This is a genomic window from Sphingomonas sp. BLCC-B65, assembly GCF_028550675.1.
GTDB lineage: Bacteria > Actinomycetota > Actinomycetes > Actinomycetales > Microbacteriaceae > Microbacterium.
The window spans coordinates 248097-265570 of record NZ_JAQQGL010000002.1 but is presented as its reverse complement, the minus strand read 5'-3'; the positions used below and the strand labels follow the sequence as shown (position 1 = coordinate 265570).

Genomic DNA, 17474 nt, shown 5'->3' with positions numbered 1-17474 from the left:
GTCGGGGGCATGGCGAACGTTGCAGACTTCTTCATCGACACCCTCAAGCGCGCCGGCGTCACCCGCATCTGGGGTCTTCCCGGCGACTCGCTCAACGCCTTCACCGATGCGCTGCGACGCGACGGCGGCGATGATGCGATCCGCTGGATGCACATGCGGCACGAGGAGGCCGCCGCCTTCGCCGCCGGTGCCGAGGCCGAGCTGACGGGCGAGCTTGCCGTCGTCGCGGGCTCGTGCGGCCCTGGCAACCTGCACTTCATCAACGGTCTGTTCGACGCCAACCGCAACCGCGTGCCGCTGCTGGCGATCGCCTCGCACATCCCGTCGGCCGAGATCGGCAGCACCTACTTCCAGGAGACGCACCCCCAGGAGCTCTTCCGCGAGTGCAGCGTCTACACCGAGCTGGTGAGCGACCCGGCCCAGCTGCCGTGGGTGCTGGAGATCGCCATGCGCGCCGCGGTCGAAAAGCGCGGCGTCGCGGTCGTCGTCGTGCCCGGCGACGTGTTCTTCGCCGACGCGCCCGACCGGCGGCCGACGGCCCCGATCCGGGCGGCCGGCTCGACGGTGCTGCCGTCGGCATCCGCTCTGGCCGCCGCCGCGACGGCGCTCAACGACGCCAAGAAGGTGACGATCCTCGCCGGGGCGGGCGTCGCGGGCGCGCATGATGAGGTGCTCGCTCTCGCCGAGACGCTGCAGGCGCCGATCGTGCACGCCCTGCGCGGCAAGGAGCACATCGAGTGGGACAACCCCTATGACGTGGGGATGACGGGGCTGCTGGGCTTCTCGTCGGGGTACAAGGCGATGGAGTCGTGCGACACCCTGCTCATGCTCGGCACCGACTTTCCGTACCGTCAGTTCTTCCCCTCGAAGGCGACGGTGATCCAGGTCGACATCCGCGGCGAGCAGTTGGGGCGGCGCACGCCCATCGACGTGGGATTGGTCGGCGGGATGAAAGAGACCGCGAACGCGCTGCTGCCGCTGCTGCAGGGCGACCGCTCGTCGAAGCATCTAGACGACAGCGTCACCCACTACCGCACGACGCGTGAGCGGCTCGACGACCTGGCCGTCGACGACGGCAAGGCTCCGGTGCGGCCGGAGTACGTCGCGCGCGTGCTGGATGAGCTCGCCGACGCGGATGCCGTGTTCACCGCCGACGTCGGAAGCCCCGTGATCTGGGCCGCCCGCTATCTGCACATGAACGGCACGCGGCGGCTGATCGGCTCGTTCGCGCACGGATCGATGGCCAACGCGATGCCGCAGGCGCTCGGGGTGCAGGGCGTCGACCGCTCGCGCCAGGTGATCGCGCTCGCCGGCGACGGCGGACTGGCCATGCTGCTGGGTGATCTGCTGTCGATCCGCCAGAACGACCTGCCGGTGAAGATCGTCGTGTTCAACAACTCGTCGCTCAACTTCGTCGAGCTCGAGATGAAGGCGGCGGGCATCGTCAACTTCGGCACGGGGCTCGACAATCCGAGCTTCGCCGCGATCGCCGAAGCGATGGGCATCACGGGCATCCGCGTGGAGAAGGGCAGTGAGCTGCGCGGAGCGATCGCGCAGGCGCTCGCGACCGACGGGCCGGTGCTGGTCGACGTCGTCACGGCGCGTCAGGAGCTGGCGATGCCGCCGTCGATCACGCTCGCCCAGGCGAAGGGGTTCTCACTCTGGGCCCTGCGCACCGTGCTGTCGGGGCGCGGCGACGAGCTGATCGACCTCGCCGACACGAACGTGTGGCGGCGCCTGTTCCACTGACGCGGCCTGCTCCGGCGCCCGTCGGGCCAGGCGGTGGCGGCGCTCGATCGCCTGGCCGGCGTAGCTCGCGCCGACGATGAGTGCCGCCCCGGCGACGCCGACGGGGCCGATCGCCTCGCCGCCGACCGCGACGCCGACCACGAGCGCCCAGACGGGTTCGGTGCCCATGAGGATGCTGGCGCGCGCGGCCGAGGTGCGCCGCACCGCCCAGAGCTGCACGGCGAAGGCGAACACCGAGCAGAGCAGTCCGAGAAACAGCACGTCGGCGAGGGCCGCGGCATCCAGTCGCGCGGCCGCGACCGGCAGGGAAGGCCCGGCGATCGCGCTGAACACGACGCTGCCGACCACGAGCTGCACGACGACCACGCCGAGCGAGCTGTCGCGCCGCCCGCGGGTCAGATGTCCGCTGGCGGTGACGTGCACCGCGCGCACGACCGCGGCGGCGATGACGAGCACGTCGCCGGCGGTCGGCAGGTGGATGCCGTCGCCCGAGACCAGCAGCGCGACGCCGACGACGGCGGCCACGGCGGCGATGAAGTACGCGCGCGGCAGCCACACGCGTGACGCGATGCCTTCCAGCGCCGGGGTCATGACGAGGGCGAGGCTGATGAGCAGGCCCGCGTTGGTCGCGGAGGTGAGGCTCACGCCCCAGGTCTCCAGCCCGATGACCGCCGCCTGCGTGCCGCCCAGGGCCACGGCGATGACGAGGCCGCGCCCGCGGGGGAGATGCTGCCGGGTGAGGGCGCACAGGATGCCGGCGCCGGCGGCGGCGAAAAGGAACCGCAGGGCGTTGGCCGAGGCGACGCCCGTGAGGGCGATGAGGTCCTTCGCGACGAGGAAGCTCGCCCCCCAGACGGCGGCGACCGCGAGGAGGGCGAGGTCGACGAGCAGGTCGGAGCGGCGGGTCATGCGCCCAGCGTGACAGCCACGGTCGTGAAGAGCATCGGGCAATGTCTTCATCGATGTGTTAGAGATTGCTTATGGATCCGATGCGCCTGCGGCTGCTGCGCGAGCTGGATGATCGCGGCAGCGTCTCGGCGGTCGCGGCGGCGCTGCACGTGAGCGCATCGGCGGTGTCTCAGCAGCTGGCGATCCTGCAGGCGGACGTTCCCGTGCCGCTCACCGTGAAGCAGGGTCGTCGGCTGGTGCTGACCGATGCCGGGCGCGCGCTCGCGGCGGCCGGCGCTCGCGTCGACGAGGCGCTCGTGCTCGCCCGAGAGAGCGTCGGAGCGTTCCTCGCCCACGATGCCGCGCCGGTGCGCGTGTCGGCGTTCCACAGTGCAGGCGTCGCGCTGTTCGGCCCCCTGTTGGCCGCGCTCGACGGTGTACCCGTCGCGCTGACCGACGAGGACGTTGCGCGCGAGGAGTTTCCCGGACTCGTGGCCGCGCACGACCTCGTCATCGCGCACCGGCTGGCCCACGACCCGGACTGGCCGCGAGAGCGAATGGTGGTCACGCCGCTGTTCGTCGAACCGCTGGACGTCGCGCTGCCGGCGGCGCACCCCCTGGCATCCGCCGATCGGATCGATCCCGCGGCCCTCCGCGGACAGACGTGGATCTCGACGCACGAGGGCTTTCCACTCACCGGCGTGCTGCAGGCGATCGCCGCGCTGAGCGGAGAGCCGCCGGTCATCGCCCACCGGGTGAACGAGTTCTTCGTCGCCGCGCAGATCGTCCGCGCCGGGGCGGCGATCGCCGTCATGCCGCGGTTCACGGGGCGCGCCCTGGCGACCGACGGCATGGTGCTGCGACCGCTGGCTGGGGTCGCCCTCAACCGTCACGTGGACGTGCTGGCCCGCCCCGACGCGCTGGCACGCGCGGCCGTGCGCCGTGTGCGGGCTGCGCTGGTGGATGTCGCCGCCGACCTCGCGCGGTGACGACCGCCGGGGCATGCTGGTGGCATGGAGTTCTCCGGCTGGCACGTCCTGATCTTGATCGTGGTGCTTGCGGGCATCGCGCTGTTCGTCGGTGCGGTGGTCAGCATCGCGTCGTCGGCGGCGACGAGCCTGGAGAAGACGCTCTGGGTTCTCGTCACGCTGATGTTCCCGCTGATGGGGCCCATCGTTTGGTTCGCCGTCGGGCGGCGTTCGATCGTGGTCAATCCGGCAGATCGCCGCTGACGCAGCCGACGGTCAGCCGGCGAGCGCGAGACCGCAGGTCTCGATCGTCCACCCGATGAACGCCTGGTAGTTCGGGTCGCTGCCGACCGCCTGCATCGCCTGCGTGTTGGTGAAGGTCTCGACCGGCACGTCGGCGATCTGCGTCTGCGGAGCGAGTCCCTCGAGCACGCCGATGAGCTCATCGGTCGACGCGGCGAACACCTCGGCGCCCGCGGCGACCTCGGCGGGCACGCCGGTCATCGGAAGCAGCGCGCGGATCGCCGCCGACTGGCGACGCGTGGCGGCGAGGTCGTCGGCGACGGTGCCCTGCTTCGCCTGCGCCGCGGCTCCGTTGGCATCGCAGAGCTCGCGGTAGTCGGCGCTCGCGGTCGACGGTGCGGATGCCGAGGACGTCGGCGTCGGGGTGGGCTCCGCTGAGGCGGCGGGGGTCGTGCCCGCGGCATCCTGCGTGCCGTTGGAATTCCAGACGACAGCCAACCCCACGATCACGCAGACGGCGACGATGATCGCCGCGATCGCGATGCCGGGCACGAGGAAGCGCGGTCGCGGCGTGGGGCGTGTGGAGGCGTGCATAGGTCCTTCTTCCTCGATCGTCTGTCGCCGGGCGATGCCTGCCAGCCTATAAAACACGCCCGGAGTCGCGGGGGCGGCGAGCGTCGGGCGACGCCCGGATGGCCTGGGGCTGAGAGCGCTCCCGTAGGCTGGAGTCGACCTCTTCCTTCCCCTTGAGAACGACTGCGTTCCGTGCCACTTCGTCGCGATATCCAGGGCCTGCGCGCGCTCGCCGTGCTGGCCGTCATCGGCGCGCACGCCGCCGGCTGGCCGCGGGGAGGCTTTGCCGGTGTCGACGTGTTCTTCGTCATCTCGGGATTCGTGATCACCGGAATGCTGCTGCGCGAACAGCAGGAATCGGGACGCATCCGCCTGTCGCGGTTCTCCGCGCGGCGTGCCCGTCGGCTGCTGCCGGCGGCGCTCGTCACGGTCGGTGCCGTGGTCGGGGCCGCGTTCGCTCTGTTCGGTCGGGCGCGGGCGGAGCAGGTGATGTGGGACGGTGTCTCGGCGCTGCTGCTGGTGTCGAACTGGCGATTCACACAGCAGGGCACCGACTACTTCCACGCCGGCGATGCCGTCTCACCGCTGCAGAACTTCTGGTCGTTGTCGGTGGAGGAGCAGTTCTACCTCGTCTGGCCGGGGCTGCTGATCGTGTCGCTGCTGTTCGTTCCCGCCGTGGCGCGTCGCGGTCGGGCGGCGGCCGCGGTCGCCGCCGGGTGGGCGGTCGTCGTGATCGCGGCATCCTTCGGCTGGGCGCTGCTGCAGGGGTCGTCGGCGCCGACGGCGGCGTACTTTTCGACGGCGACGCGCGCGTGGGAGTTCGCGCTGGGCGCGCTGCTCGCGGCAGGCGTGCCGCTGCTGCGTCGGCTTCCCGCGGCGCTCGGGGCGCTGCTCGCGTGGATCGGTGTCGCGGGCATCGTGGCGTCGCTGGTGCTCATCGACATGACCGCCGTGGGCTTTCCGGGGCCGTGGGCGGCGGCGCCGACGCTCGCGACCGCGCTCGCGCTGACCGGTGGCGTGACCGCGCCGCCGCGGGCACTGTTCCTGTGGACGAACCCGGTCGCGGTGGTCGTGGGCAACGCGTCGTACTCGCTGTATCTGTGGCACTTCCCGGTGGTCGTGTTCGCCGCCGCGCTGCTGCCCGCGTCGCCGTGGTCGCTGCCGCTGACCCTCGCGATCGTCGCCGTCGTCGGCTTCGCGTCGTACGCGATCATCGAGCAACCGCTGCGCTACGCGCCGTTCCTGGGCGGGCGGGTGCCGGCGACGGCAGCGCCCGATGCCGAGGAGCGGGCGGTCGAGGCATCGGATGCCGCGGAGCCCACACCGCCCGCGGTCGCGCCTGCGGTGCCGGTCGTGCGGGCGCCCGAGATCGCGACGCGGCGTCCCGCGGGGTGGCAGCCGGGCACGCGCTACTTCCCAGGCAGTCCGCGGACGGCGGCCCAGAGTGCGGCGGCGGAGTCGGTCGAGGTGGCAGCGGCATCCGTTCCGGAGGTCGTGCCTGTCGAGCCTGTGAGCGCTGCACCGGTGGTGGAGGCGCCGCGGGTGCCGTCGGTCGCGATGGCGGACAGTGCGGCCGGGGCGATCGCGGCTCCGATGGCCGTGTGGCGGGAGCGCTTTCGCACGCAGGTCGCGTTGGCTGCCGCCGGTCTCGTCGCCGCCGCGTTGCTGGTCGTGCTCGTCGTGCAGGTGCAGCAGCCGCGTCCCTTGCCGCCGACGGCCGGAGGAACGGGCCAGGCGGCGCCCGCGATCGAGGATCCCACGGCGGCGCTGCAGGCCGATCTCGCGGCGGCGGTCTCGGCGACCGCGTGGCCCGATCTGCATCCGTCGATCGATGAGGTGATGGCGCAGTCGTCGGGAGCCAATCCCGCACACGACTGCTTCGCGCCGACGCCGCAGCCGGATGCCGCCGCGTGCACGTGGGGGAGCGGTGATGCTCCGCGGCACCTGTACCTCGTGGGCGACTCGACCGCGATGGCGTATGCGCCGGCGCTGAAGGCGCTCGCCGAGCAGAGCGGGGGAGCGATCCGCGTCACGACGGTCGGGCTCTATGGATGCCGGTTCACCGACGTGCTGGTGCAGAACGACGACCCCGCGGTGATGCAGGCGTGCACGCAGCGCAAGAACGACGTCGCCGCGATGATCGCCGCCGACCACCCCGAGCAGGTACTGGTCTCGAACGCGTACACGCTCGGGCGCACGGCGGACGGGCGCGACCTGAGCGCGGCAGATCTGATCGCCGCAGAGGCAGCAGAGATGGCGCGGTACGGGATGCCGGGGCGCATCGTCTACCTCGAGGCGCCGCCGGAAGGCGCGCCGCTCGGCAACTGCTACACGCGGGTCGGGTCGCCGTACGCGTGCGCGACGAGCATCACGCCGGTGTGGCGCGACATGCAGGCGGCGACGGCCGCCGCTGCGGCCGCATCTGGCGATCGCGTGGTGGATGCGCTGGCGTTCACGTGCTGGCAGGACGTCTGCCCGGCGTTCGCGGGGACGCTGCCGATCCGCTACGACCAGACACACCTCACCGTCGCCTACTCGGCGCACCTCGCGCCGTACCTGCGGTGGGCGCTGGACGGCGCCGCCGCGGCCGGTGCGCAGGCGCCGCCCGGCTAGAATCGATGCGCCAGCCTCTGTAGCTCAGTGGAAGAGCCACTCCGTCCTAAGGAGCGGGTCGGGGGTTCGAATCCCTCCAGGGGCACACTGTTTTTTCCCTCTGATCAGGTATTTCTCTCGCGGTCACACTCGCCACACGCGCTCTCCTCCGCTTCTCGTTCGCATTTGTAAACGCTATGATCCGGAAGCAACGCTCTTCGGACAAGAGACAGTTGGTGTCTCAGAACGTCGAAGTTGGAGCGGTTTCCGTGCCTCGAGCCTCCTCCGGAGGCTAAGCAGTGTGCCCTCGACGATTACTGCAGGCGGCTGTAGTGGGTGCGCGGGCCCGCCGCCAGTGCCACGCGCGTTATCGCGTCGTTGAGGCGCGATGCGGCGGCATGCGAATCGTCGTCGAGTAGGTCGGCGAACGCTTCGAGCCTTATCGCCGCCGACGCGTGACCGAGCATTCGCTGCACGCGTAGGGGCGGATGGGCTCAAGCTTCGATAGCCACCTGGAGCTCGCGTGCCAATCTGCCGGCGTGCGTATGCCGCCACCTTTCGTCGTCGGTGCGCGACGGAGCCTGCCACATACGCCACAATCGGAACAAGCCACGGCTTCAGCCGTACGTGATCGACAACGAAGAGGGGATGAGATTGCGACTCGCCGAGTTCACGATTGAGAACTACCGCGGTATCCGGTCCGCCCAGCTGGGGGGCATATCCACGTCGCCGCTGATCCTGCTCACGGGTAAGAACGGCACTGGCAAGAGTCTTATCCTCGAGGCGCTGACGGCGGTGTGGTCGGGCAACATCAACCTCCCCGAGTTCGTTGGTCCCTACGGCCATCTACTTCGCGTATCTATCGGACTGACGCTCGAACCTCATGAGTATGAGGTGGTCGACTCGTGGCGTGTAGCACGAGCGCTTGCCCCAGTTCAACGGATGCCCATTCACACCCTGGAGGCTCGATCGACCAATCGCGAAAGCACCGGAACCTACAGCACGCAGGACGATCTCCTCTGGACGCTTCAGAATCCGCTGTTTGCTCAGGATCATCCATTCGCGAGCATTGACTTACTATCCGCGCGGCGCCAAGTCTCGCTGAACACGACAACCTCCGTCGACCTCGCTCTTGTGAACCGCGCTGTCGCAGCACGTCAACGCCGATCGATGTATGAACAGGAGATCCGATGGAAGTCGGGTATGCAGATGCCGGACATCGGTAGTTACCTGACCTCCTTGGACTATCGCGACTACGTCGCGGCGCGGGACGGCATAGAACTCGACGACGAATACGCGAGAATCCAGGCGGCGTTTCTGCAGGCGACCGGCAAGAACATCACCCTTCCGACCTATAACCCCAACACCACTCGATCTGACATCCTTGTCGAGTTGCCGGGGGGCAAGGCGCACGGGCTGGCAGATCTGTCGAATGGTGAGCGCGAGTTGCTTGGCTTGCTCTACTTTGTCAGCCAGATCTCGACGCTCGGCGGCGTGTTGCTCCTAGACGAGCCCGAGAAACACCTTCACCCAACACTCCAGCTCGCCGCCCTCAATGCCATGTCCTCCATCGCCGATCGCGGCCAAGCAATCGTTGTGACGCACTCCGCGCCGGTCATCTCTTCGTCCGCTCCAGCGAGCGTCGTGATCGTCAACGCAGCGTGGTCCTCCGCTAACAATCAACTACAGCGTGCGACCGACGGCGACGACCATGCCGATCTTCTCGCTGAGTTGGGATTGTCGCGACGCGACATGTTGCAGGCGAACTACTTGTTAGTCGTGGAGGGGGCCAGCGACGAGAAGAGACTCAGGATGCTCATCCCGGAGGAGATTGCCGGCGCTAGGGTCGTGATTGCTGGCGGGCGCGCAGGAACTCTAAATGCCGCGTCTGCACTTCGCGGACTCCGCCTGGAGATCCCCTGGCTCGCGGTGGTTGACAGGGACTTTCTCTCTCCTGAGGAAGTTGAATCGATCGAAGACTCGGGAGGAGTCTTCGTCTGGCGTGCGCGCATGCTCGAGAACGTACTGATACCGAGTGTTATCGAGCTTGGTCTTCTCACGCCTGCTGGATCACCGCAAGAGATTCAAGCATCCGTGACGGAGATCGTTCAGGGTCTGAAGACAGCCGCTCTCGAGCAGTTCATTGAAGCCCGACTGACAAGGAAGATGCCCGAGTCGTCAACCGGCGCTGGGGAACTTGATTCACTGGATCGCATCGCTCGCTCTATCCGAGAGCAGCGTGACCTCTGGGAGTACAGACTTACGCATTACTCGGCGTTGCGAGAGGAGGTGCAAGGCGAGATTCTCGCCGAATGGGGAGACGATGTCATGTCTCATATAGATGGCAAGCGTGCCCTGGCCCAGCTTCAACACCGTTACCCGGTCTTCAAGAACGTCTCAATGCTGGTCGACGCGTTGACCGTGAGATTGCGCGAGTCGCCAGAGCTACTCCCGGCTGACGTTCGACGGCTGCAAGAAGCGATCGTCGGGATGGTTGAGACGCGGCCTCGCGTCGGAGCAGACGCGAGCTCTGGTTGGAGTGAGGAGGTGCAGGCTGAGATTTCGACGGACTTGACTCCTCCGAGTCCAACGCTAAACGTGGCCGGCCATGACCCCTACTACTACGGCGGCGGCAAGTAGACATCCTCACAAGTCTTTGCGAGCCTCACACCCGCGCCCGGCACGCGCCGTCGTCTCGTCTGTCCCGGCTCGCACTCGGGCGTGAGGAACGAACTGGTGACAGGTTCGGTTTAGGCCGCGAGTGTGAGCGGCTCGGTTAGCTTGGCTTCGAACGCGATGGGAGTCAACCCGCCGAGGGTGTCCTGGGCTCGCTGTCGGTGATACTTGCGCTCGATCCAGACCACGATCGCCAGGCGCAGCTCTTGCCGCGTCGCCCACCGCTGCTGGCTGAGCACGTTCGTTTGAAGAAGCGACCAGAACGACTCCATCGCCGCGTTGTCTCCGGCCGCACCGACACGGCCCATCGATCCGACCATGTCGTGCCGACGCAGCTCGCGGGCCATCGCTCTGCTGCGAAATTGGCTGCCCCTATCGGCATGCATGATGCATCCAGCGACCTCACCGCGGCGGGCGACGGCGTTGCGGACGGCGTCGACGGCGAGCTTCGCGGTCATCCGATCGCTGATCGAGTAGCCGACGATCCGGTTGGAGAACACGTCTTTGATCGCGCAGCAGTAGAGCTTGCCTTCGCTCGTGCGATGCTCCGTGATGTCCGTGAGCCACAACCGATTCGGCGCGTCCGCGCGGAACACGCGCTGCACATGGTCGCCGAACACGGGCGGACCGATCTTCTTGCCCTTTCCGCGCCGGCGACGTTGCGCGGACGAAAGAATCCCGGCCTGGGAGCACAGCTTCCACGCCGTCCGCCTGCTCATCCGCCATCCCGCCCGCTGCGCTTCGTCGGCGAGGTACCGGTACCCGAACGTCGGATCGTCCGCGTGGGCGTCATGCAGCGCATTGATCCGATACGCGCGGAGCACGTCCGCATTCCGGACGGGATCGTTGCGCCATCGGTAGTAGGGCTGTCTTGCGAGCTTGAGGACCCGGCACGACACCGTCACGGGGATCCCCGATTCGGCGAGCTCAGATACGAGCGGGTACGTCATTTTGGGGAGCCGCCGAGGTGCAGATTCGCCTGCGACAAATACGCCGCCGCACGGCGAAGGACCTCGTTCTCCTGCTCGAGCAACCGGATCCGCTTCTTCAACTCCCGAGCCTCGGCGGCATCCGCGGCGGTCTGGCCGGGCCGGTCGCCGTCTTCGATGTCGGCTTGACGGAGCCAATTCTGCAGCGTCGCTTCGCTGATACCGAAATCAATGGCGATCTGCTTGATCGTGACGCCGCTCTCACGGCTACGAGCGACCGCGACAACATCCTCACGGAACTCTTTGGGGTATGGACCGGGCATGATGACATCCTCCCCGCCAGCGCCTCCCGGCACTAACGATCAGTTGTCACTGATCCGTTCCTCACGCCCGTCCGCTATCTAGGGTAGCCAAACGAGAGTTCGACACGTGTAAGCGCGCTAAACCGGCCGCTCTTGACTTCGAGTCATGCCCCGCGCACCTGCGTCAGGGAACGTGGGAGTCGTTGTTGATTCCCAGCTCGAACAACTCACCGGCCCACAGAAGCTGCGCGAAGAGAACGCCGATGAGTGAGGCGACACCCACCGCCGCGATCGCAAGGGTCACGCCTCGCCTTCGGTAGCCGCGCCATCCAAAGATCAACAGCATGCCGAGGCCGAGGAGATGAGCCAGGATGAGCGGAAGCCCTCCAACGACTTCGGCGAATCCCGCCATAGAGGTCCCCGCCGCGACCGCCTTGCCCTGCTCGCTCTGCGCTTCCTCCTGCGCCAGGCCATACCAGGCCCATGCGATCGCCGAGGCGACGACACCAAGACCAGCGGTCACCCAGAAGGCGACGCGGGCACGCTTCGATTCCGGCCGTGCTTGTGGGGCCATCGGCTCAGCCTACGAGGAGGTGGCGCACGGGGAGGGCCACAGACCTCGAAGGCCTCATTCGGCTCGCGTCGCCGCGACGCCGTGGGTGGCCCAGATCGCACCACCCAGCGCAGGTCGTCCGGGGCTAGGTTCGGTCTCGTGAGTGATAACCGCCGTGTGCCCATTTCGCCTCAGAGTGTCGATGCTCCGTTGACGACGTCGGCGGTCTTCCTGGTCGTGACCGTGAGCGACGACGCCGACGCGATCGCCACCGCGCGCTCCGTCCTAGGTGACCTCTCGGGACTGCTCAAGACCGTCGGCATCCGAGACCTCGATGCCGCGCTCGCCTGCACGGTCGGCATCGGCGCGCGCGTCTGGCCGGCGCTCACCGGGCGCCCGATGCCGGCGGAGCTCCACCCCTTCCGGCCCATCGAGGGTGCGGTGCATCGCGCCCCGAGCACGCCGGGTGACCTGCTCTTCCACATTCGCGCGAACCGGCGGGATCTGTGTTTCGAGTTCGAGAGGCTGCTGCTCGACGCGCTGGGCTCGAGCGCTGTCGTCGTCGATGAGACCGAGGGCTTCCGCTATTTCGACATCCGCGACCTGCTCGGTTTCATCGACGGCACGGCCAACCCGGTGGGCGCCGACCTGCCCGAGTCCACCCTCGTCGGCGACGAGGACCCCGCCGGACGCGGCGGAAGCTACGTCGTCGTGCAGAAGTACGTGCACCCGCTTGACCGGTGGAACGCGCTTTCCGCCGAACAGCAGGAAGCGGTCATCGGGCGACGTAAGTTCGACGGCGTCGAACTGGATGACGCGGAGTCGGGCCAGAAGGCGCACAAGACCCTCGCGACCATCGTCGACGACGGCGGCGTCGAGCACGACATCCTCCGCGACAACATGCCGTTCGGCAGCCCCGCCACCCAGTTCGGCACCTACTTCATCGGCTACTCGCGCCGACTCTGGGTGATCGAGAAGATGCTGGAGCGGATGTTCATCGGTGACCCGCCGGGACTCCACGATCGACTGCTCGACTTCTCCATGCCGCTCACCGGCTCCACATTCTTCGTGCCGTCGGCCGACGTCCTCGATGGCCCGGGCGACTCCGCCTAGGCCCGCTCGGAACTCCGCGGCTCAGCGATCAGTGTCTCGATCGTGGCGAGGCGCTCTGCGGGCGATCCCGTGACCTCCGTCACCGTCAGCTTCGCCGGGATGACGTCAGAGTCGTCCAGAAGGTCCAGCAGCACGTCGTTCATGGCCTCGCGCAGCGCGGCATCCTCGTCGTCGCCGACGTTGATCGGATGAGCAGCCGTCAGCGGGAGCACCACGAGGTGATCGACTGTCTCCAGCGCCGCGCGCGTGCGGACAATCGCACTCGAGAGCGTCGAGCGGTCGAGCGCCGTGCGTCCGAGCTCATCCAGTGCCAGCAGATAGGCCAAGAAGTCGAGCGGGCCGCGCTCGGCGATGAGGTTCTCACCCGATTCTCGCTCGATCAGCCGGCCCGCTGCGAGTCGCAGCTGCGAGGCGAACATCGCCGCGGCCGGTCGATCGTCCGACTCGTCGATGAGCTCGAACGGGTCGGCGAACACGGCGTACTCCGGATGCCGCCGCGCAAAGTCGGCGATGAGCGTGCTCTTGCCACTGGCATGAGTTCCCGAGACGACGATGCGCACGAGCTGACACTACGCGACGAGCTGAAACCGCCGGGCCGGCACCTCAGCCGCCGAACTCCGCCTTGAGGAAGTACGGCGTCTGGTTCGCATTGCACGCGGCGCCGATCTGCGCCACATCATCCGCAATGCCCGCCTGCGCGGTGCCGGGCTCGGTGGCCGTCGACACCGTGTGCGACATCGATGTGAGCGGCCCCTTCAGGCTCGACGTGGAGGCGGCTGCGAGGGCAGCGAGCTGGGATGATGCCGCGGTGACCCGCGCCGTCCAGGTCGCGGCATCGAACGCCTTGTACTGGGAGTACCCCTGATCGGCGTTGATGAGGGCGCTGTAGATGTCGACGAAGGCGGCGCAGTCCGCGGTCACCGCGGCATCCCGAACGAACTCCGCGGTGGAGAACAGCGGCGTTGCCGTCCACGCGACGCCGTCGTCCACCGTCACCGCGATGGAGGGTTGGGTCTTCGCATCCACCGGCCACGCGAGCGCCGCCGGCGCGCCGCACGTTCCGCTGATCGGGGACGTGTTCTCCGCCATCGCATCGCCGAACTCGACGACGTAGTGCCCGATGCCCTCGCAGGTGAAGTCGATCGACACCGAGCGGGCGCCCGCGGGAACGGGGAAGTCCAGCCCCGGCCATCCCGTCGCACCGGTTCCTGTCACGGTGGCGCCCGCCGTCGATGTGGCTGTGGCCTCGTCGCTGGCGGAAGAGCTCGGTGACGGTGCTGCGCCGATCGTCGTCGCGCAGCCCGACAGTGCGAACGCTGCGGCGATGAGAGCACCGAGGACCGTGGTCGTGTGCGTCGTCGTTCGTGAGAGCGTCATCTCTGATGTCTATCAGCGGTGGTCGCGGAACGCACGGGAGACGCCGCGCCACCGCATTCGCGAAGCGCAGTAAGTCCGAGAAGAAATTCTGAACACTGGCACCTCGTTCACGAATATGAACTAGAGTCGCGGTATGAGTGACGCCGTGGTCAAATCAGCCGATCGGGCGCTCGTCGTCCTCGAGTTCGTCGCCGAGCGTAGCGCCGCGACCTTCAGTGAGATCGCCGACGGCCTCGCCCTTCCGCGCTCCAGTGCCCACGGGCTGCTCAACACCCTCGCATCGAGCGGGTGGCTCGTCTTCGACCCGGCGACCAAGCTCTACTCGCTCGGGCTCCGCGCATGGCAGGTGGGTCAGCGTTACGAGGGTCACCGCGACATCGTCGCGGCCGCGCAGCCGCGCATGGATGCCCTCGCCGCTCAGCTGGGGGAGACCGTCCAGCTCGCGCGACTCGACGGCCTCGAGAACGTCTACATCGCCATCAGCGATTCGCCGAATCCCATGCGGCTGGCCTCGTCGGTCGGCATGCGCCTGCCTTCCTATGCCACGGGAATCGGGAAGGCCCTGCTGTCCATGCTCGATCCGGCCGACGCGGGCCATCGCCTGCGCGCCATCGAACGGCGCGCGTATACGGCGCACACGGTGACCGGCGCCGACGAGCTGCTCGCGGTACTGGGTGCGGCGCGAGCGCAGCGCTTCGCCGTCGACGATGAGGAATTCACCGAAGGATGCCGCTGCGTCGCCGTGCCGCTGACGCGGATGGACGCCGCCGGCCTCTACACCGCGATGTCGGTCACCATGCCCACCTTCCGCACCACCGAGGCGTGGCCCCGCGACGTTCTCGGGCCTCTTCGCGACACCGCCGCGGCCATCCAGGACAGCCTCGGGATCGCTGCGCCCTGAGGGTCAACTCTTGCTTGACAAGCGGGTTATTCACGCCCACTATGTTCATATACGTACATCAGGGTTCACGTATATGAACACAAAGGAGTGATCGTGAGCTGGAAGAAGAGGCTGGTCGCGCTGGGGGCGACCGCTGTGATTGCGAGCCTGGCGTTGTCCGGGTGCAGCAAGGCAGGAGACTCCGCGGGCGCCGCAACGGCGAGCGCGGGGCAGAAGATCACCATCGGCGTGGTGATCACGGGTATCTCGATGTACCCCTACTACCAGGCCCAGGCCGCCGGCATTGAAGCCGCCGCGAAGGCCGAAGGCAGCGACGTCGACGTCGTCGTGCTCGACAGCCAGGCGAGTGACCAGACCGAGCAGTCGAACGTCGAGCAGATGATCAACCGCAAGGTCAACGCGCTGATCTTCACGCCCGGCTCCGCCGAGGCCGGCGCGGCCCTCGCCACCCAGGCCAAGAACGCCGGCATCCCCGTCGTCGCCGTCGACCGCAAGGCAGGCGACGACACGGCCGCCTACGTCGGCTACGACAACGTCAAGCTCGGCGAGGCCATGGCCACCTATGCCGTGAAGCAGCTGGGTGGCAAGGGCAACATCGGCGGAGAGATCGGTGTCGCCGGTGTCGTCAACGTCATCAACCGGGCCAAGGGCTGGCAGAACGTGATCTCCCAGAACCCCGGCATCACGTATGTCGGCGAGGTCGAGACCGGGTTCGACCCCGCACAGGCCTACACCGTGACGCAGAACCTGCTCACCGGTCACCCCGAGACGCAGTACCTGCTCGTCATGGACGACAACACCGCACTCGGCACCATCCGCGCCGTCAAGGAGTCCGGCAAGGACGTGAAGGTCGTAGGCCTCGGCGCGCAGACTGCGGGCCTGAAGGCCGTGCAGGACGGTGACATGGCCGCAACGGTGCTCATGAAGCCCTACGAGCTCGGCTACGTCGGCCTGCAGACCGCCGTGAAGATCGCGCGCGGCGAGAAATACGACCCGGCACCCACCTTCGACAACCCCGTCATCACGAAGGACAACGTCGCCGACTTCATCGGCAAGGAGGGCGTGGGCTGGTGAACACCCCCACGGCAGCCGCCGCCTCCGGCACTCCGGTGCTGGAGGCGCGCGGCCTCACCAAGAGCTTCGGCACCGCTCGCGTGGTCGACGGCATCCACCTGAGCCTGCTGCCCGGACGCGTGCACGCGCTCGTCGGCGAGAACGGCGCCGGCAAGTCGACGATCATCAAGATGCTGTGCGGGGTGGAGCAGCCTGACGAGGGCGAGCTGCTGCTCGACGGCGAGGCCATCACTCTGCACGCACCGGCGGATGCCGCGTCGGCGCGCATCGCAACCGTCTACCAGGAGCTCGACGTCATCGACGAGCTGACCGTCGCCCAGAACGTCATGCTGGGGCGCGAAGTGCGCCGGGGTCCGTTCCTCGACGACCGCGCCTCGGCGCGCCTCGCCGCCGCCGCGCTGGCCCGAGCCGGCTCGACCGTCGACACGCAGGCCTACCCGCGCGACCTGTCGCTCGCGCAGCAGCAGCGCATCGTCATCGCCCGCTGCCTGCTCGCCGAAGCGCGCGTGCTGATCCTCGATGAGCCCACGGCTGCCCTCGGCCCCCACGAGGTCGACGACCTCGCCGTGCTCGTGCGGGAGCTCACCGCCTCCGGCGTGAGCGTGCTGTTCGTCTCCCACCGTCTCGAGGAGGTCATGGAGATGGCCGACGAGGTCACCGTGCTCCGCGACGGTCGCGTCGTGTCGCACCGGCCGGTGGCCGAGACCGACCCCGCCCGGATCATCCAGGAGATGACCGGCCGTGAACTCGACCTCACGGCCGTGCGCTCGCCGGCCGCCGCGGCCGCATCGGCCGAACGGCCCGTGGTGCTCGAACTGCGGGGCCTGCCGATGCGCGAGAGCACGCTCGACCTCGCGGTGCACGCCGGGGAGATCGTCGGCATCGCCGGGCTCGCCGGCTCCGGACGCACGCGTCTCATCTCGCACATCATCGGCGATCCCTGGCACGGGGGACAGGTGATCATCGACGGCACCGACGTCGGACGACTCGATCCCGCCCGAGCGCTCGCCGCCGGCATCGCGTTCCTGCCCGAAGACCGCAAGCGCGACGGCCTCGTGCTCGAACAGTCCGCGCCCTTCAACGTGTCGCTGTCGGGGCTCATCCGCGCCGGCCGGCGATGGACGAGCCGCCGCGACGACACCCGCCGTTTCGACGACGCGATGCAGCGGATGTCGCTGCGCGGCAACCCGCGCGGACCCGTCGGGCGCCTCTCCGGCGGCAACCAGCAGAAGGTGCTCCTCGCACGCCTGCTGGCGACCGATCCGCGAGTGATCATCCTCGACGAGCCCACGCGCGGCGTCGACATCGGCGCCAAGAAGGAGATCTGGGAGCTGCTGGAGGCGCTGGCCGACAGCGGACTGGCCATCGTCATGGTCTCGTCCGAGCTTCCCGAGATCCTCCGCCTCAGCGACCGCATCCTCGTCGTCGCCGAGGGTCAGGTGACGGGCGAGTTCCCGGCATCCACACCACAGCACGTGCTGCTGCGCGCCGCCCTGCCGGCGCGCGAGCGCGTGGCCTGATCCGTCTTCCACAGAA

General features: G+C 68.3%; 15 protein-coding genes and 1 tRNA gene. 10 read left to right on the top strand and 6 right to left on the bottom strand.

The window, feature by feature from the left end; genetic code table 11:
- The first annotated feature begins 9 nt into the window (after nt 1-9).
- On the top strand, nt 10-1749 hold the full coding sequence (gene poxB / locus PP359_RS14625) for a ubiquinone-dependent pyruvate dehydrogenase (RefSeq protein WP_499250929.1): 1740 nt from the start codon (nt 10-12) through the stop codon (nt 1747-1749).
- Here the strand turns inward: poxB and PP359_RS14620 are convergent.
- Nucleotides 1657-2658, bottom strand: coding sequence for a DMT family transporter (locus tag PP359_RS14620; RefSeq protein ID WP_499250928.1), 1002 nt, complete (start codon nt 2656-2658; stop codon nt 1657-1659). The two genes, poxB and PP359_RS14620, sit on opposite strands and share 93 nt — an antisense overlap.
- Nucleotides 2659-2729: 71 nt before the next feature.
- Here PP359_RS14620 and PP359_RS14615 point away from each other — a divergent pair, with 71 nt between their 5' ends.
- Both PP359_RS14615 and PP359_RS14610 read left to right on the top strand, forming a co-directional pair.
- Nucleotides 2730-3626, top strand: a complete 897-nt coding sequence (locus tag PP359_RS14615) for a LysR family transcriptional regulator (RefSeq protein ID WP_499250927.1) — start codon at nt 2730-2732, stop codon at nt 3624-3626.
- Nucleotides 3627-3650: 24 nt separating this feature from the next.
- The gene (locus tag PP359_RS14610; RefSeq protein WP_499250926.1) at nt 3651-3869 is read left to right on the top strand and encodes a PLDc N-terminal domain-containing protein; all 219 of its coding nucleotides are present in this window, start codon (nt 3651-3653) and stop codon (nt 3867-3869) included.
- Nucleotides 3870-3881: 12 nt separating this feature from the next.
- Here the strand turns inward: PP359_RS14610 and PP359_RS14605 are convergent, their stop codons facing one another.
- Nucleotides 3882-4442: a hypothetical protein gene (locus tag PP359_RS14605; protein ID WP_499250925.1), complete on the bottom strand. Its 561-nt coding sequence runs from the start codon at nt 4440-4442 to the stop codon at nt 3882-3884.
- A gap of 171 nt (nt 4443-4613) precedes the next feature.
- On the opposite strand from PP359_RS14605, the gene PP359_RS14600 reads away from it, so the two are divergent.
- From PP359_RS14600 to PP359_RS14590, 3 genes are all read left to right on the top strand, one after another.
- Complete coding sequence (locus tag PP359_RS14600) at nt 4614-7034, top strand: acyltransferase family protein (protein WP_499250924.1); 2421 nt, start codon at nt 4614-4616, stop codon at nt 7032-7034.
- 13 nt (nt 7035-7047) lie between these two features.
- Nucleotides 7048-7119: transfer RNA gene (locus PP359_RS14595), tRNA-Arg, on the top strand.
- 521 nt (nt 7120-7640) lie between these two features.
- Nucleotides 7641-9653 carry an AAA family ATPase gene (locus PP359_RS14590; RefSeq protein ID WP_499250923.1) on the top strand — a complete coding sequence of 671 codons (2013 nt, stop codon included), beginning with the start codon at nt 7641-7643 and terminating at the stop codon, nt 9651-9653.
- A 110-nt stretch (nt 9654-9763) separates the two neighbouring features.
- On the opposite strand, the gene PP359_RS14585 is transcribed toward PP359_RS14590, so the two are convergent.
- Nucleotides 9764-10941, bottom strand: a protein-coding gene (locus tag PP359_RS14585; RefSeq protein ID WP_499250922.1) for an IS3 family transposase whose coding sequence is annotated in 2 segments (ribosomal slippage) — nt 9764-10672 and nt 10675-10941 — 1176 coding nt in all. Because the reading frame shifts where the segments join, the coding sequence is not laid out codon by codon here.
- A gap of 163 nt (nt 10942-11104) precedes the next feature.
- Nucleotides 11105-11494: a hypothetical protein gene (locus PP359_RS14580; RefSeq protein WP_499250921.1), complete on the bottom strand. Its 390-nt coding sequence runs from the start codon at nt 11492-11494 to the stop codon at nt 11105-11107.
- Between the two features lie 138 nt (nt 11495-11632).
- Between PP359_RS14580 and PP359_RS14575 the strand changes: the two genes are divergently transcribed.
- On the top strand, nt 11633-12586 hold the full coding sequence (locus PP359_RS14575; RefSeq protein ID WP_499250920.1) for a Dyp-type peroxidase: 954 nt from the start codon (nt 11633-11635) through the stop codon (nt 12584-12586).
- On the opposite strand, the gene PP359_RS14570 is transcribed toward PP359_RS14575, so the two are convergent.
- Together PP359_RS14570 and PP359_RS14565 are read right to left on the bottom strand one after the other, a co-directional pair.
- Nucleotides 12583-13146 carry an AAA family ATPase gene (locus PP359_RS14570; RefSeq protein WP_112931020.1) on the bottom strand — a complete coding sequence of 188 codons (564 nt, stop codon included), beginning with the start codon at nt 13144-13146 and terminating at the stop codon, nt 12583-12585. The two genes, PP359_RS14575 and PP359_RS14570, sit on opposite strands and share 4 nt — an antisense overlap.
- A gap of 43 nt (nt 13147-13189) precedes the next feature.
- Nucleotides 13190-13963: a hypothetical protein gene (locus PP359_RS14565; RefSeq protein WP_433718565.1), complete on the bottom strand. Its 774-nt coding sequence runs from the start codon at nt 13961-13963 to the stop codon at nt 13190-13192.
- Between the two features lie 133 nt (nt 13964-14096).
- Between PP359_RS14565 and PP359_RS14560 the strand changes: the two genes are divergently transcribed.
- The 3 genes from PP359_RS14560 to PP359_RS14550 all read left to right on the top strand — a co-directional run bounded on the left by PP359_RS14560 (nt 14097) and on the right by PP359_RS14550 (nt 17458).
- The gene (locus PP359_RS14560) at nt 14097-14864 is read left to right on the top strand and encodes an IclR family transcriptional regulator (protein WP_433718563.1); all 768 of its coding nucleotides are present in this window, start codon (nt 14097-14099) and stop codon (nt 14862-14864) included.
- Nucleotides 14865-14957: 93 nt separating this feature from the next.
- Nucleotides 14958-15938: a sugar ABC transporter substrate-binding protein gene (locus PP359_RS14555; protein WP_135950105.1), complete on the top strand. Its 981-nt coding sequence runs from the start codon at nt 14958-14960 to the stop codon at nt 15936-15938.
- Nucleotides 15935-17458, top strand: a complete 1524-nt coding sequence (locus tag PP359_RS14550) for a sugar ABC transporter ATP-binding protein (RefSeq protein WP_347417489.1) — start codon at nt 15935-15937, stop codon at nt 17456-17458. Before PP359_RS14555 ends, PP359_RS14550 begins: the two co-directional genes overlap by 4 nt.
- Nucleotides 17459-17474: the final 16 nt, after the last annotated feature.

What these genes read in the sequence shown, in the direction of transcription:
- PP359_RS14615 (WP_499250927.1), top strand. Translation starts at nt 2,730, where the DNA reads ATGGATCCGATGCGCCTGCGGCTGCTGCGCGAGCTGGATGATCGCGGC.
- PP359_RS14605 (WP_499250925.1), bottom strand. Translation starts at nt 4,442, where the DNA reads ATGCACGCCTCCACACGCCCCACGCCGCGACCGCGCTTCCTCGTGCCC.
- PP359_RS14620 (WP_499250928.1), bottom strand. Translation starts at nt 2,658, where the DNA reads ATGACCCGCCGCTCCGACCTGCTCGTCGACCTCGCCCTCCTCGCGGTC.
- poxB (WP_499250929.1), top strand. Translation starts at nt 10, where the DNA reads ATGGCGAACGTTGCAGACTTCTTCATCGACACCCTCAAGCGCGCCGGC.
- PP359_RS14610 (WP_499250926.1), top strand. Translation starts at nt 3,651, where the DNA reads ATGGAGTTCTCCGGCTGGCACGTCCTGATCTTGATCGTGGTGCTTGCG.
- PP359_RS14565 (WP_433718565.1), bottom strand. Translation starts at nt 13,963, where the DNA reads ATGACGCTCTCACGAACGACGACGCACACGACCACGGTCCTCGGTGCT.
- PP359_RS14580 (WP_499250921.1), bottom strand. Translation starts at nt 11,494, where the DNA reads ATGGCCCCACAAGCACGGCCGGAATCGAAGCGTGCCCGCGTCGCCTTC.
- PP359_RS14560 (WP_433718563.1), top strand. Translation starts at nt 14,097, where the DNA reads ATGAGTGACGCCGTGGTCAAATCAGCCGATCGGGCGCTCGTCGTCCTC.